Below are 15,523 nucleotides of genomic sequence, written 5' to 3' on the forward strand. Positions count from 1 at the left end.
AATAGGGAGGTACGACAGTATGAAAAAAATAATAATAGATTGTGACCCAGGGCATGATGATGCTATGGCGTTATTTATGGCAATGGCATCGAGTGAGGTAGAAGTAGTCGGGATTACCACATCAGCAGGCAATCAAAAGCCTGAAAAAACATTTCAAAATGCAAGGAAATTAGTGGCACTGGCAAATAAGGAAGAGATTCCAGTAGTAAGAGGGGCAAGCAAACCCATCCGTAGAGAGTTAATTATTGCAGAAGAAATTCACGGTGAAACAGGACTGGATGGAGCAGAATTACCAAATCCGACAGTACCAGAATTAGAACAATCTGCTAATGATTTCCTTGCCGAAACACTAAGAGCATCAGAGGAAAAAATAACGCTTATTGCAACAGGTCCATTAACGAATATTGCTATCTTTTTATTATCACATCCAGAATTAAAAGAAAAAATAGAGATGATTTCATTCATGGGAGGAGCTTGCTTTGGAGGTAATTACTCACCCCATGCCGAGTTTAATATCTTCGTTGACCCAGAAGCAGCTGATATCGTGTTGAAATCAGGCGTGCCAACAGCGATGTTTGGTTTAGATGTAACGCTGAAAGCACAAGTTTTTGAAAATGATATCCAAGACATCCGAGCTATTGATAATGAGGTCTCTCGAACAATGGCTGATTTACTTGATTTCTTCAACTTAACAACAACCATTCCTTTTTGGGCGGAGGAAGGGCACGTAGAAGGAATTCATATGCATGACCCTTGTGCGGTAGCCTATGTGATAGACCCTACATTATTTACCGTTTATCCAATGGCTGTTGAGGTAGAAACAAGTGATACGTTAGCACTAGGAAGTACGGTTGTTGATTATGATGATCTGTCAGACGGTGATAAAACGACATTAGTAGCATTTGATATAGACTTACCAAGATTTAAACAATTAATGATGGAAACAATGGCGTATTACAATTAGATAATGAAAAATATCCCACAAACTTTATGATTTTGTGGGATTTTTGTGTAATTAAGAGAGAATACAAAGCGCTTGTATATCAAACTAATAAGGAGTGATTACAATGAGTCATACAAAAAATAACCAACCGATTAAAGAAATAACTCACCAAGATATTTACAAGTTGCAGGATACCTGGGAACAGCTACAGTCGTGGCATGAGGTATTGGGGATGCTAGAAGAATTTTTTGAAGATGAAACTAGACCCGTCAACAAACAAAAACTCGTAAGAAAATACTATGCCAGTTCGAAAGTTTTTAGAGTATTTCATAAAGATTTCAATCAAACGATGGAGCGAATGAAAAAACAAATAGTAGAGCTACGATGTAGGAAGAAGGTTTGATTTTTATAGTTTCTATCCACTATGCTAAAATCTAATTTAAATGAGGAGGGGATGGAGTCCAATGGAAGTAACCGTTTATGTGGCAAGTGCGTTTAGTAAAAATCAAAAAGGCGGAAACAAAGCAGGTATTGTCCTGATGGAACAACCGCTAAATACCAATCAAAAAATGGAGATTGCGAGACAATTAGGCTATGCAGAAACAGCCTTTATCTCAACATCGGAAACGTCTGATTATTTTAGAATTAGACTTAATACAAAATCAATAATTAAAGCGCATACAATATAGGTGTGCTAAACTAAAATAGTGAGTAAAACATGTCGAAAAGGTGAGAGAGAATGGTAATGAGTAGAGAGATAAGAAGTATGATTGAAAGTGATGTGACACAACTGGATGAACAGTTTATCCAACAAGGATGGGGCTCGCGTTTGGAAGTTCTGTCTAATTATTTGAAGGAACAGGAAACGAAAAAGAGATGGGTGTATGTTGCGCTATTAGATGGCAAAGTTGCAGGGTATGTGACATTAGTTCCGCTAGCAAAAGAAGGACCATTTAAAGGAAAGTATCCTGAAATTGTAGATTTTAATGTATTTGAAACGTTTCAAAAACAGGGGATAGGCAATCGTTTATTAGATGAAGCTGAATCTCAGGCGAAGGATTTTTCTAAAGTCATTACACTTGGAGTAGGACTCCATAAGGGCTACGGACCTGCACAACGCCTTTATGTTAAACGCGGCTATATTCCAGATGGCTCAGGTGTGTGGTTTAATAATAAAAATGCCGAGATGGCTGAACCGTGTTTAAATAATGATGATCTCGCTTTGTATTTATCAAAAAATTTACTATGAGACTAGTGTTGTTCTAAAGTGCAAAAAGTACGATTATGACTCATCATTCTAAAATATTGTCTGATATTGATAAAAATATGTTTTTTTTCTTTGTTTTTGAACATTTTTTTTATACTTCTTGTGTTATATTTAATAAATAAAATATAAAAAGGGGTATTAGTGAACAGAATGATAGATTATAAAGATGATGAGTCGACAAATAGCCAAGGTATCGATTACGAACGTTTAGCTATGATTATCAGTCAGAAAAAGACGAGAGATAAAAAAAGTTTATTGAAACTTGAAATGGCACTAGCTTCAGATAGAACCGTAAAAAAAGCGTTGCAAAATATGCTTACAGGAATTGAAAAGGAAGAGCGTCGTAAGAAGATAATAGCAGCTCTTGTTTGTTTAGTGGTCTTATTAGGTGGAGCGTATTACTTTATTATGAAACAAGGTATTAGCTTACCTTCATTTAAAAAAGAGTCTGAGAAAGTAGTCGCTAAACAAAAGAAAGATAAAAAGACGGTACCTCCTAAAGAAAAAGAAGTTAAAAAAGTGCAGTTATCGGAGAGCCAGGTAAAAAAATGGGTGACGCTAGCTTTAGAAAAACAATACGGTACCAGTTCTAATGTCCCTGAATATGAGTTAAAGGTTCATGTAGGAGAGGATAGTTTACTTTATGTTGACATGATATCGACTCGTACAACAAATAAAATTGGAGTGTTTCGAGTGAATGCTAAAGGTAAGCTTGAAGAATCTGGTAAATATCTCGAAGGTGTTCAAAAGGACAATTGGGTTGCTCTTTCAAGCAACTATCCAGATGTGTCGAAAGTGAAGACGGTAGAGTTTGATGTTAATGCGAAGCCGCTTGAAGAAGAGGGCTTACAAATTGAAGAGTTTGCGAGTTTATTTGCTGCATGGCGCAAAAGCGATGCTCCTATAATGCCGCTTTCTCAATTCTCAGATGATTTTTCTAAGAATGCAGATGGTAGTGCTATTGTTTATAATTTTAGAGATTCAAACACACTTCAAGTTAGTGAGAATAAACCGGATCAACTGTTAAATTATTTTTATACGTATGATATGGATGAAGAAAAAGCGTATCAATGGGAAAATAAGGCAGAAGCAAAGAAAGAATTTTCACCTGAATTAACAGATTATATTAAAACTAATCAAAAAAAGAATTAGCTATATAGAAAAAGTCTTGTTAAATTTGTGAGTTGAATTTAATGAGGCTTTTTAGTTATATTAAAATAAAAAAAGTAGTTTTTATTTTATAAAATATTATTATTGAGTTTTTATTATGTTATATTTAACAAGGTAATATAACATAATAAAAGGATAGTAAATAAAATGACAGATTATAATTCAACCAATAGATCCCAATCCAATGAGCTTGATCGCTTAACGGCAATAATGCGTCACGAAAAGAGTAAAGATAGAAAATATTTATTGGAAATAGAAATCGCCAAGGCTGAAGATAGAACAGTTAAACGCACGCTTGAAAAGGTATTGGCGGATATTGAAAAAGAAGAGCGTCGTAAAAAAATATTAGTGGGGACCTCAGTCCTACTGGCATGTCTTGCTTCACTATTGGCTCTTTTTTATTTTACAGGGTCAGCAGGACAGTCAAATACGTCAACGGCTCCAGAGTCTGGAGAGTTGGATCTATCAGAAACCAGTTTATCTCAAAGTGATGAAGGAGAGGTAGATGCAACCAAACTTACCGAAACACAAGTGAAAAACTGGGTCCAATCCGTTATAGCTAAAAAATACCTATCAGAAGATGAATCTGGGACAAATAATTTTAATTATACAGTCAAACTTGGTGGTGATAGTTTGGTATATAGTGATGTAACAGTAGATGGTGGGAGTAAGTTGATTGGGAGTTTCAGAATTAATGAGCAAGGCGAACTAGAAGAGTCTGGTCGTTTTAGAGAGGACAGTGCTGTAGATGACTGGATTGTTATTTCGCGAGACTATCAAGATGTTTCCGAAGTAGAGTACGTCGGGTCATTTGTTGAAGATCGCCAATCTACCCAAGAGTCACCAGATATGACAGCTGAACAGTTTGCCAGATTGTATGCAAAGTGGCAAGGAGTGGATTATCCGGTAGTAGATGCTTCAGACTCTAACCCAGAGCTTGTGAAAAATGTTCCGCGTTTCATTCTTTATAAAGAACAAGATTCTAATACTCTTTTTGTTGCTGAATCAGATGGGATTAAATCTATCATGAGGTACTGTACCTATGATTTAACCGAGAAAAAAGCTTATGTAGTGATTGAAAATAAACGGGATAAAAAAAGTTATCTTAAAGAATTTACAGAATTTATTGAAGCTAATCCTTTATAAAAAAATAACCTTCCTATGATTAAGTAGGAAGGTTATTTTTTATAGATTATCGATTGGCTCATCAGTTCGGCTTGCTTTTAACAATCGATTGCTGAGCTGTTTAATTTCTTTATCACTGATAGGATAGAGATCCAAATAGCGCGAAAAATAAAGACCACCTACAACCGATTTAATAAACGTAATGGTTGCAGCATCAAGTTCCGTATCTGTATAGAGACTGTCCATGAGTTCAGCATACATTTCTTTGAAACGTTGAGGTGATTTCTTCATAATATTACAAGTAATCCCAAATTGTTCACCATTTAAAATATCTTCTTGTGCCGTATGTAAGAAGGCTTGAATGGGACTTAGAGGTCTGCATTGTCTGGTTGTTAGTGATAGCATGCGTGATTTAAAATTTTTAAATATTTGTAAGGCAATAGCATCTAACAACTCTTGCTTACATTGAAATTGTTTAAGTAAACAGCTTTTAGTAATGCCAGCTTCTTTGGCTGCCGTTTCTATTGTAAAACTTTCTAATTCATTATCCACTAAATAATGGATTGAGGCATCAATGATTTGAGTTTTCATAGGGCTCCTTTTATATAACAATATAATCTTTAGCTAGTCTAGTTTATCTAAATTTAAAATATTAGTCAAATAATAGTCATTATTTTGAATCTAAAAAAAATTAAGGTATACTTAAATTATAAAAAAAGTTAGGAGAACAAAGAAATATGGCAAAAAAACAGCATGTAATGTCTCTGCTTATTTTGAGTAGCCTTATTCTCGGACTAACGGGATGTACTGAGATGGTCGCAGATAAGCATGAACCTTCCCACGATACAACAGTCAAAGAAACAAGCACAACGACTCTAAAGGTTGAGGAGACTAGCAAAAAGTTATTGGTTAATTCAATTGGCGTTGATGTGAAGTTGAAAGTGAATGAGAAAGACCCGAAAGCTTTTGCGATTGAGGGTAAAAAATCAATTGTTCAAACTTATGATGATAAGGATCAATTGGCAATTGTATTAACACAGGTGACAAAAAAGAAAAATGATACGGTTACGATTAATGTGGGACAGGATAGTTTAAAGTCCGTTATCATAGACTTGAAAAACAGTAACCTTGAAGTTGAGGGTGAATTTAAAGGGGATACACTTGCAGTAACCTCTCAAAAAAGTAAGTTGGTATTTGTAGATAGTATTAAAACAAATGATGTGTCATTTAAATTAGAAGAAAGTAATTTAGAGGCAACTGATTTAGAAGTATCAGATGCCACTTTTACGGCAAATCAGGGAAGTTTTAAGTTTGATGCTGTTCAATCGAATACGTTGGACGTTGATTTAGTAAGAGGGAGTTTTGTAACGAAGGAAACAGAGGGGCATTTAGCTCTTTCAGCAAATCAAGGTGACATCAAAGTCGGTAATATTAAAGGCTCAGCTGCTATTAAAGTAGAGGAAGGCAGTGTAATTGGTAATTTTAAAGAACTAGAGGACGCACTTGTCCTAGAAGCTCAAAAGGGTCAAGTGAAACTGTTACTTCCAGAAAAACTAGCCTTTTCTTATGAGGCTAAGGGAGAAAAAGGAACAATTTCGACTGACTTTGATGATAAATTGAAGATCCATGATGGCCTTGCAACAGGTACGGTTAACAGTAATCCTAATGTGAAAGTTAAAGTAAAAGCAAAGGGTGGCGTTATAGATATACGTCGTCCACAAAAAGGAGAGAATGATAAAGATGCCAAGAACAATTAGACCCAAAGATTTTACAGGTGCAAAAAATGTTATTAAGTCAGCCTTTTTAGAAAAAGACCCTGAAGCCAATGAAGATATATTAGTAGAAGCATTAAGAGAAGAGCCGACGTACGACGAGGAGTTTGAGTTGGTTATCGAAAAAGATGGCGAGATTATCGCTCATGGTATGTTAAGTGATATTGCTATTGGTGAAGAGAAGGGCTTTTTAGCCCTTGCACCGCTAGCTGTTAAGAAATCAGAACGTTGTCAGGGTTACGGTGGGGCTATTATTGCTGAGCTTGAGAAACGAGCAGAGATGATGGGCTACCGTGCAATAAGTATCTTAGGTGATCCGGCTTATTATAGTCGCTTCGGATATACTCCAGCAGCAGATTATCAGGTAGAGTCTCCTTTAGAGGTTCCGACAGAGTATTATATGATAAAAGAACTTATTCCAGGAGCGTTAGCTGATACTTCGGGAATTGTAACGTATGTCGGTAGTTTTGGGATAGAATCATAAAATAAAACGTTTTCTACTTATAAAAAGACCATTTAGGTCTTTTTATTTTACCTAAACGAACAAAAACACGAACGATTAAATTAGAAAACGATTAAACAAACGACTTTTTGTTGTGGTGTTATTTTACAGTGGCTATACTAAGGGTGTTCAAAAGAAGCGAACGATACTATTTATCGGATAAGGATTGTTCGTTTTTAAAACCACTATAAAGGGGATTGGGTAGAGAATGGAGAAGTTTTTTAAGTTAAAGGAAAATAACACCACAGTAGGAACTGAAATTATGGCAGGTTTCACCACGTTTTTTGCAATGAGTTATATTCTTTTTGTTAATCCATCGATTTTATCTTTATCGGGAATGCCGTTTCAAGCAGTATTTTTAGCAACAATTATTTCAGCAGTAATCGGAACGCTTATTATGGGGCTATTCGCCAACGTTCCTTATGCACAGGCACCAGGAATGGGGCTTAATGCGTTCTTTACATTTACAGTAGTCTTTGGTTTAGGCTATTCATGGCAACAAGCTTTGGGAATGGTTTTCTTATGCGGGATGATTAATATTTTTATTACCGTTACTAAAGTTCGTAAGTTGATTATCAAATCAATTCCAGAAAGTATTCAACATGCTATCGGTGGCGGTATCGGAGTTTTCGTAGCCTATGTTGGAATTAAAAATGCTGGATTGCTTTCTTTCTCTGGTGACAATCAAGCGATTGTTGACTCAGTAGTAGAAGGTGGTAAAGCGACAAATGTGACGTTAAATGGTGGAATTGTTCCAAGTTTAGCGAATTTCAATAATCCAGGAATCTTACTTGCGATTATGGGTATTATCTTGATGATTGTTTTAGTGTTAATGGATGTTAAAGGGGCTATTTTAATCGGGATTATCGGCACAACAGTATTAGGTGTGTTGATGGGCGTGGTTGATTTAAGTTCAGTAGACAGTCAAAAAAATTCATTAGCAAATTCATTTAAAGACTTAGGTGTAACATTTGGTGCCGCTTTTGGACCGGAAGGCTTACCGTCACTATTTGAAGATAAAGCCAAAATACCTCAAGTTTTAATGACGATTTTAGCATTTAGCTTAACAGATACGTTTGATACGATTGGAACATTTATCGGAACAGGACGTCGTACAGGTATCTTTAGTAAAGAAGATGAAGAAGCATTAGAAGATAGTCGTGGCTTTAAGTCTAAAATGGACAAAGCGTTATTTTCAGATGCAATTGCTACATCGATCGGTGCGGTATTTGGGACGTCAAACACAACAACTTTCGTAGAGAGTGCAGCAGGTATTGGTGCAGGTGGACGTACAGGTTTAACCTCAGTTGTCGTTTCAATCTTATTCTTATTCAGTAGTTTATTAGCACCCTACATTAGTCTAGTTCCAGCACAAGCGACGGCTCCAGCGTTGTTACTAGTAGGGATCATGATGTTAGCTTCATTTAAAGAAATTAATTGGAGTGATTTAGAAGACGCAGTCCCAGCCTTCTTTGCTTCAATCTTTATGGGATTAAGTTACAGTATTTCGAACGGGATTGCTGCAGGGTTTATCTTCTTCATTATTGTTAAACTTGCTAAACGTAAACCAAAAGAAATTTCACCAGTTGTTTGGGTGATTACAGGATTATTCGTGGCAAACTTTATTATGATTGCAACAATGTAAGATGTAAAACTTCCTCGAAAGAGGGAGTTTTTTATTTTTGTCTCGTGTCATGAAAAGGTGTGTAACGTGCTTAGATATGCTATAATAGACTAAATGTCTACACAGAGGGAGAGTCACATGAAAAATTTATTAGGTAACGTATTTACAGCATTAATCACAGATGAAAATGACACATCATATTTCGTCCAAAAAGAGGGCGTCACATTTAAATTAGATAAGTCAGAGGGCGAACACGAATTAGGTTCAGCCGTTGAAGGATTTGCATACACAGGTCAAAAACAAGAAAACCGCTTCACAACTAACATTCCAACTGTAACGAGAGAGCGTTATGATTACGGAACAGTCGTAGCAACACGTAAAGATTTAGGTGCATTCGTTGATATCGGTCTTCCAGACAAGGAAGTTGTTATCTCTATTGATGAATTGCCAACTATGAAACAATTATGGCCTAAAAAAGGTGACCGTATCATGGTGACTTTAATTTTAGATAACAAAGATAGAATGTGGGCAACACAAGCAGACGAAAGTATCTTTATGGCTGTTGGTCGTCACGTGGCGCAAACAAGTAAAGAAGATTTCTTAAATAAAGATGTAGAAGTAACAGCGTACCGTCTAAAAGTAGCAGGCACACATGTTATTACAAATGATTCATATTTAGGATTTGTCCATCCATCAGAGCGTTTTGTAGAGCCTCGTTTAGGTGAAGTTCTTAAAGGGCGTGTTGTTGGATTAGCACCAAATGGCGTGTTAAATATTTCATTAAAACCACGTGCTCATGAAGTGATTTCGGATGATGCTATGATGATTTTAGCTTTCTTAGAAAAATCAGCTGATGGTACTATTCCATTTACAGATAAAACAAGCCCAGAAGAAATCCAATCTACATTTGCGATTTCAAAAGGTCAATTTAAACGTGCGTTAGGGTCATTAATGAAAGAACGCCGTATTAAACAAGAAGACGGTAAAACAATTTTATTAAAAGCTAAATCAGAAGACAGCGAGTAATTCTCGCTGTTTTCTCTTTTTGTTTTAATAATCGCACCTTTTTTCTAGCACTTTTTTGTTATTTTTGTTATTTTATAGGTAATTAATACTTTGTTATTTAAACGAATGCTGTTAATTGTGTAGGAATGACTTTAGAAAGAAGTGATTGAGATGACTTATATCAAAAGAAGAATAACTGAAGAGGAAAGACTACAATATGAACATATGCGGATGAAAGACCCTGTTACTATGCAGCCCAGTGAGGCGAGGCATGTGACACTTTCGGAACGTGATATGGCTTACATGATTTCGTTGTCTAACCAACGTATTTCATTTATTTACGAAATGCCCCGTTATTTTTGTTTTTCAATTAAAGAAAAATTTGTTTTTTTCTTTGTTATCAATCAAGCTGAAAAAGGCTCAGAAGATGCTAAAGTTATTTACGTTAAAGGGATGAAAGTTCCAAAAGCGTTAGAAGCGATGACCGACGAGATCCTTCCGATGATTGAAGAAGCCTTAATGGTCTATTATTCAGATTATGAAATTGCCAAACTATCTATCGAAAGTAAAGATAAAATTCAGTACTATTCTGAATTAAAAGATGGTGTATTATATTATTAGATTAACTAGCAGGTTGCTTGGCAATCTGCTTTTTTAGGAGGACGAGATGCAACAAGGATATGTGACGAAACAAGCCTTATCACTTGCTCTAAAAGACCTGATGAAGACGACTGAACTGGATAAGATTCGTGTCAGTCACGTGACAACAGCGGCAAAATTATCACGCAATACGTTCTATTATCATTTCTCTGATATTAATGAATTGTTAGCTTGGACGTATGATAACGAGGTGGTCAATGGCTTAGGAACTTTCAAGGAAATCAATACTTGGCAAGAAGGCTTAATGCGTGTACTAGATTATACGGAAGCTAATCGAGCGTTTTGTTTGAATACGTTTCACTCTTTGAGTCGTGATCGTTTAGAAAAATTCTTATACCAGATTACCTTTAATATGTTAGATGGCATCATGGCAGAGGATGAGCATTTGGTTGATTTAGAGGAAGAGTTAAGAAAAGAGATTGCTGATTTTTATGGACGTGCGATAGTGGCACAGATTATTCATTGGCTTGTGATTAATTTAAGAGAAGAAAAAGTAGACCTACTTGCTCGTATTGAGCGTATGACGGTAGGGGCTATTGATAGAATTGCTTCAAAATGTTCTAAGTTTCACTAGAATGTTTTGGGCAATTTCTTTGTTTTGCCCAAATTTTGGGCAGAAGGCTAGTTTTGTCTATAGTTTATAAATTCACAGGGCTTATTATAAGGGTGTAGAAATTATTACATACATTACTTATTTTGTAGGAGGAGAGTTATATGTTTTTCTTTGAAAGTATGCCTTGGCAATCAGCTCTAATGTGGTTTGTCGTATTAGGTGCCTTGATTGGGTTGAATGAAATCAGCCGTCTTAACAAATGGGTCGCATTAGTTATGTTCACCGTTGTACCAGTTGTGCTAACTGTTTTTGTTTGGCCGACAACAGCTGGTCCTGGAAGTAGTACGGGGACTTGGTTCCACTGGGTTAAAGTGTATTCAGCTTTAGCTGGGTGTCTTGGTTTCTGGTATATCCGTTATGTTAAAGGATCAAATGCAAGCAAATATTTATTAATGTTCCCACCTTTCATTTTAGCTTTTAATATTATGGAAGCAGTTGCTCGTGATTTCCAAGTATACGGCATGCATGTAGACGGTATGGTTGATGGCGTTCGTATGATTTCAGGTAGCTGGAATATTATGAATGGTATCGCTGGTATCTTAAACATCGTCACAATTTGTGGTTGGATGGGCATTCAAGTCAGCAAAAATAAACAAAAAGATATGGTTTGGGCTGACCAAATGTGGTTCTGGATTATTGCTTATGATGTATGGAACTTTGCATATGTTTACAACTGTGTATCAGATCACTCATTCTATGCTGGTTTAGCGTTATTATTATCATGTACTATTCCTGCATTCTTCATCAAAAAAGGAGCTTGGTTACAACACCGCGCTCACACATTAGCATTCTGGATGATGTTCACGATGACATTCCCAGCATTTGTTGGTGAGTCACAATTCGCAGTTCAAAGCTCACATAGTACAACAGCGTTATTCGTACTAAGTTTCGCTGCATTAGTGGTTAACATTGCTGTATTTGTTTACCACATCTACACAATTGTCACTAAAAAACGTAACGTTCTTAAAGAAGAAGTCTACGTTGGTTCTAAATCATTTGAAGAAGTGAAAAAAGCGAACTAATAGAACAGGAAAGAAAGGACAGTCAGTCAAGACTGTTCTTTTTTTATGTTCTAATTGAGAATGATTGAAATAATTAGAGGCTTAGATTATAATGGTTATAAATTCAATTAAGCACAAGAAGGTTTAAATTGTAATAATTCTAATTAAGGGGTAGGTATATGGATACTGGAGCTATGTTAACTAAGATTCGTAAACAATTACATGAAGGTGGCTATAAACTAACGCCCCAACGTGAAGCGACCGTTTTAGTTCTATTAGAAAATGATAAAGATCATATGTCTGCTGAAGAGATATACATGTTGGTAAAACAAAAAAGCCCAGAAATAGGCCTAGCAACGGTATATAGAACACTTGAAATGTTAACGGACTTAAAAATTATTGATAAAATTAGTTTCAATGACGGGGTATCTCGTTATGATTTGAGAAAAGAAGGGGCTCAACATTTCCATCATCATTTATTGTGTTTGGAATGTGGGTCTATTGAAGAAATCGAAGAAGATTTACTAGGAGACGTTGAAAAAATTGTTGAGAAGCGTTTCAATTTCTTAGTAAAAGACCATCGTTTAACGTTTCATGGTGTGTGTCGTAAATGTCAGGCTGGAAAATAAATCTAAAAGTGTAGGCGGGTCATCGTCTATGCTTTTTTTATACGAGAGTGTATAATAAATGTCTAAAGGATAGAGGTGTTCAGTTATGCAAAATAGAGAAGATGATTTAAGAGACTATATCCATTATCTGAAAGTAGAACGAGGATTATCTGAAAATACTATTGTAAGTTATGAACGAGATTTAAAACGATATATGTTATTTTTAGACAATCAAGCGATTGCGAGTTGGGATGACCTTGATCGTTATGTTATTTTAACTTTTCTGAGAGAATTGACAGATGAAAAGAAGTCAGCTGCGTCAATCACTCGAATGATTTCAAGTTTAAGAAAGTTCCATCAATTTTTAAAGCAAGAACGTTATTCAGATGTTGATCCTATGCAGCATATCGAAACACCTAAAAAGGCTCAAAAACTACCCAAATCTCTTTCTCAAGACGAGATTGTTCGCTTGCTTGAAGCACCGGATACTACAGATAAGTTTGGGATTAGAGATAGAGCTATTTTAGAGGTAATGTATGCGACAGGATTACGTGTATCAGAATTGATTGGTTTAAAAATGTCTGATTTACATTTGTCGCTAGGTTTGATTCAAACAATCGGTAAGGGAGATAAAGAGCGAATTATTCCGCTAGGGGATATCGCCATCCAGTGGATAGAGATTTATCTTGAGAGAAGTCGCCCTAAACTGAGTCGGCCTGGCCAGAACGATCCGCATTTATTTTTAAATCATCACGGTAAAGGGTTTAGCCGACAAGGAATATGGAAGAACTTGGTGAAACATGTTAAGACGGCAGGTATTGATAAAGAAGTAACACCTCATACATTACGTCATAGTTTCGCCACGCATCTACTTGAAAATGGTGCGGATTTGAGAATAGTACAAGAATTGTTAGGTCATTCTGATATTTCCACGACCCAAATTTACACGCATATTAGTAAACAAAGGCTTGCTGATGTTTATAATGATTATTTTCCAAGAGCTTAGTACCATAACTCAGTGACTTTCGCTCGTAAAATATGCTATAATATACAATTGCGAAGGAGTCGAGTCATGGAGAAATTAAATGTTAAACTAGATGTTTTTGAAGGACCGTTAGATTTACTTCTACATCTAATTAAAACGCTAGAAATTGATATTTATGATATACCAATAGCAGATATAACAGTACAGTATATGGAGTATATTCGGACGATGAAATTATTACAATTGGAAGTAGCCGGTGATTTTATCGTGATGGCGGCAACACTTATGTCGATTAAAAGTAAGATGTTACTGCCTAAACAAGAACTTCAGATGGATGAGGATAGTGAGTACGAAGAGGAAGAAGATGATCCTCGTGCGGACTTAGTTGCTCAATTACTGGAGTACCGAAAATATAAATATGCGGCAACAGTTTTACATGAATTAGAAGAAGAACGTGGGCAATATTATACGAAAGAACCATCAAATTTAGAGGAATACCAAGAAGAAATCGTTCCTCTAGAGACAGGAAAGGTTAATACAATTGATTTATTCCTAGCGTTTCATGAAGTGTTAGAGCGTAAAAAACGTTTAACTCCGATGGAAACAACGATTGTTCATGATACAACGACGATTGAAGATAAAATGACACATATTCGTATGATCGTTGAAGGTGTTGAAGGAACAGATGGTATCGCGTTTAATTGCTTGTTCCAAGATTATTCTAAAAGTGAAATTGTCACGACCTTCATGGCATTACTAGAGCTGATTAAAGGCTGTCATATCTTAGCAAAACAGGAAAATAATTATGAGCCCATTATGTTGTATAGACATCATGACCTTGTGATGGAATAGAGTAGGAGTTTATGTATGGAATTAGAAAGTAAAATAGAAGCGTTATTGTTTGTAGCAGGAGATGAAGGGATTTCTTTAGAAGAGATATCAGGTTTGTTAAAAGAACCAACTGCTATTGTGTTTAAAGCGATTGAAAAATTAAAACAACATCTTTTAGAGTCGGAATTATCAGCTCTTCATATTTTAGAAGCAGGTAATCAGTTTATCTTAACGACAAAAAAAGAGTTTGCGGATGTCATTAAAGATTATGCGCAATCACCGCTTTCTAATACATTGTCCCAAGCAGCGTTAGAAACGCTTTCGATTATTGCTTATAAACAACCTATCACTAGAAGTGAAATTGATGAAATTCGTGGTGTTCAAACATCAGGAGCCGTTCAAAAGTTAGTCGTGCGTCAACTGATTAAAGAAGTTGGACGTGTTGAGGGACCGGGACGTGCTATTTTGTATGGGACAACGGATTATTTTATGAATTACTTCGGACTAGAAGACCTTTCAGAATTACCGTCGATTTCAGAGATGGAAAATGAAATAGAAAAAGAATTACCAACCGATTTATTCTTTGCCAACTTCCAAGAAGAATTAGGATTGGGCGGGCTAGATGAATCTAAAAATAATGATGAGACACTAACTCTCACAGAGGAGAATGACGACTAAATGGAAAGACTACAAAAAGTTATCGCACAAAGCGGTGTGGCTTCAAGACGTAAAGCAGAAGAATTAATCCGTGAAGGACACGTACATGTTAATGGTAAACGTGTGACAGAGATGGGTGTTAAAGTAAACGCAAATGATACAATCGAGGTACAAGGTGTCCCGTTGTATCAAGAAGATTATGTTTATTTCTTATTATATAAGCCAAGAGGTGTTATATCAGCAGTATCGGATGACAAAGGGCGTAAAGTAGTAACTGACTTCTTACCTGGTGTTTCAGAGCGTATTTACCCAGTTGGTCGTTTAGATTATGATACATCTGGTTTGTTATTATTAACAAATGATGGTGATTTTGCTAATAAATTAACCCATCCAAAACATGAAGTAGAGAAAACGTATATCGCTAAAGTAAAAGGTGTTCCTTTCCCGCAAGATTTAAAACCGTTAGCACATGGTGTTAAGATTGATGGACGTAAGACAGCACCTGCTAAGTACCGTATTATTTCAACTGATAATGTGAAACAAACGGCGATTGTTGAATTGATTATTCATGAAGGACGTAACCACCAAGTTAAAAAAATGCTTGAAGCGGTGGGTTACCCTGTTACTAAACTTAAACGTGAATTATATGGTGATTTGAATCTGCATGGTATGAAGCCTGGTCAATACCGTTCATTAAGCAAACGTGAAGTGAAAGCATTGGTTGAATTATCAAAATAAACTGAGCGATCTAGTGGGGGAT

The 15,523-nt window shown here is 36.0% G+C and carries 19 protein-coding genes; 18 read left to right on the forward strand and 1 reads right to left on the reverse strand.

Annotated elements, in window-relative coordinates; genetic code table 11:
- Positions 1–19 precede the first annotated feature (19 nt).
- From CBF31_RS01195 to CBF31_RS01220, 6 genes are all read left to right on the forward strand, one after another.
- Positions 20–964: a nucleoside hydrolase gene (locus CBF31_RS01195; RefSeq protein ID WP_126830145.1), complete on the forward strand. Its 945-nt coding sequence runs from the start codon at positions 20–22 to the stop codon at positions 962–964.
- Positions 965–1,067: 103 nt separating this feature from the next.
- Positions 1,068–1,346, forward strand: coding sequence for a hypothetical protein (locus CBF31_RS01200; RefSeq protein WP_126830147.1), 279 nt, complete (start codon positions 1,068–1,070; stop codon positions 1,344–1,346).
- A gap of 61 nt (positions 1,347–1,407) precedes the next feature.
- Positions 1,408–1,632 carry a PhzF family phenazine biosynthesis protein gene (locus CBF31_RS01205; RefSeq protein WP_126830149.1) on the forward strand — a complete coding sequence of 75 codons (225 nt, stop codon included), beginning with the start codon at positions 1,408–1,410 and terminating at the stop codon, positions 1,630–1,632.
- Between the two features lie 56 nt (positions 1,633–1,688).
- Complete coding sequence (locus tag CBF31_RS01210) at positions 1,689–2,192, forward strand: GNAT family N-acetyltransferase (RefSeq protein WP_126830151.1); 504 nt, start codon at positions 1,689–1,691, stop codon at positions 2,190–2,192.
- Between the two features lie 168 nt (positions 2,193–2,360).
- On the forward strand, positions 2,361–3,362 hold the full coding sequence (locus CBF31_RS01215) for a hypothetical protein (RefSeq protein ID WP_126830153.1): 1,002 nt from the start codon (positions 2,361–2,363) through the stop codon (positions 3,360–3,362).
- Positions 3,363–3,527: 165 nt separating this feature from the next.
- The gene (locus tag CBF31_RS01220) at positions 3,528–4,526 is read left to right on the forward strand and encodes a hypothetical protein (RefSeq protein WP_126830155.1); all 999 of its coding nucleotides are present in this window, start codon (positions 3,528–3,530) and stop codon (positions 4,524–4,526) included.
- A 39-nt stretch (positions 4,527–4,565) separates the two neighbouring features.
- Here the strand turns inward: CBF31_RS01220 and CBF31_RS01225 are convergent, their stop codons facing one another.
- Positions 4,566–5,096 (reverse strand): TetR/AcrR family transcriptional regulator, encoded by a 531-nt coding sequence (locus CBF31_RS01225; RefSeq protein ID WP_126830156.1) that lies wholly within the window; start codon positions 5,094–5,096, stop codon positions 4,566–4,568.
- A gap of 146 nt (positions 5,097–5,242) precedes the next feature.
- Between CBF31_RS01225 and CBF31_RS01230 the strand changes: the two genes are divergently transcribed.
- The 12 genes from CBF31_RS01230 (at position 5,243) to CBF31_RS01285 (ending at position 15,501) form a co-directional block, all read left to right on the forward strand.
- Complete coding sequence (locus CBF31_RS01230) at positions 5,243–6,262, forward strand: DUF4097 family beta strand repeat-containing protein (RefSeq protein WP_126830158.1); 1,020 nt, start codon at positions 5,243–5,245, stop codon at positions 6,260–6,262.
- Positions 6,246–6,761, forward strand: coding sequence for a GNAT family N-acetyltransferase (locus tag CBF31_RS01235; protein ID WP_170167833.1), 516 nt, complete (start codon positions 6,246–6,248; stop codon positions 6,759–6,761). The genes CBF31_RS01230 and CBF31_RS01235 overlap by 17 nt, the downstream gene beginning before the upstream one ends.
- 226 nt (positions 6,762–6,987) lie before the next feature.
- A complete protein-coding gene (locus CBF31_RS01240; protein WP_126830162.1) occupies positions 6,988–8,424 on the forward strand; it encodes an NCS2 family permease in 1,437 nt (478 codons plus the stop codon).
- Positions 8,425–8,541: 117 nt separating this feature from the next.
- Positions 8,542–9,429 carry a CvfB family protein gene (locus CBF31_RS01245; RefSeq protein ID WP_126830164.1) on the forward strand — a complete coding sequence of 296 codons (888 nt, stop codon included), beginning with the start codon at positions 8,542–8,544 and terminating at the stop codon, positions 9,427–9,429.
- A gap of 150 nt (positions 9,430–9,579) precedes the next feature.
- Positions 9,580–10,029 carry a hypothetical protein gene (locus CBF31_RS01250; RefSeq protein WP_126830166.1) on the forward strand — a complete coding sequence of 150 codons (450 nt, stop codon included), beginning with the start codon at positions 9,580–9,582 and terminating at the stop codon, positions 10,027–10,029.
- Between the two features lie 46 nt (positions 10,030–10,075).
- Entirely contained in the window at positions 10,076–10,642 is a 567-nt protein-coding gene (locus tag CBF31_RS01255) for a TetR-like C-terminal domain-containing protein (RefSeq protein WP_170167834.1), read from the forward strand.
- 140 nt (positions 10,643–10,782) lie between these two features.
- Positions 10,783–11,703: a DUF5692 family protein gene (locus CBF31_RS01260; RefSeq protein ID WP_126830168.1), complete on the forward strand. Its 921-nt coding sequence runs from the start codon at positions 10,783–10,785 to the stop codon at positions 11,701–11,703.
- A gap of 158 nt (positions 11,704–11,861) precedes the next feature.
- A complete protein-coding gene (fur, locus tag CBF31_RS01265) occupies positions 11,862–12,311 on the forward strand; it encodes a ferric iron uptake transcriptional regulator (RefSeq protein ID WP_126830171.1) in 450 nt (149 codons plus the stop codon).
- Between the two features lie 85 nt (positions 12,312–12,396).
- A complete protein-coding gene (gene xerD, locus CBF31_RS01270) occupies positions 12,397–13,296 on the forward strand; it encodes a site-specific tyrosine recombinase XerD (RefSeq protein ID WP_126830173.1) in 900 nt (299 codons plus the stop codon).
- A gap of 66 nt (positions 13,297–13,362) precedes the next feature.
- Positions 13,363–14,127: a segregation/condensation protein A gene (locus tag CBF31_RS01275; RefSeq protein ID WP_126830175.1), complete on the forward strand. Its 765-nt coding sequence runs from the start codon at positions 13,363–13,365 to the stop codon at positions 14,125–14,127.
- A 15-nt stretch (positions 14,128–14,142) separates the two neighbouring features.
- Positions 14,143–14,784: an SMC-Scp complex subunit ScpB gene (scpB, locus tag CBF31_RS01280; RefSeq protein ID WP_126830177.1), complete on the forward strand. Its 642-nt coding sequence runs from the start codon at positions 14,143–14,145 to the stop codon at positions 14,782–14,784.
- A complete protein-coding gene (locus tag CBF31_RS01285) occupies positions 14,785–15,501 on the forward strand; it encodes a pseudouridine synthase (RefSeq protein WP_126830179.1) in 717 nt (238 codons plus the stop codon). It abuts the gene before it with no gap.
- Positions 15,502–15,523 lie beyond the last annotated feature (22 nt).

The sequence above is a fragment of the Vagococcus fessus genome, assembly GCF_003987565.1.
Classification (GTDB): domain Bacteria; phylum Bacillota; class Bacilli; order Lactobacillales; family Vagococcaceae; genus Vagococcus_D; species Vagococcus_D fessus.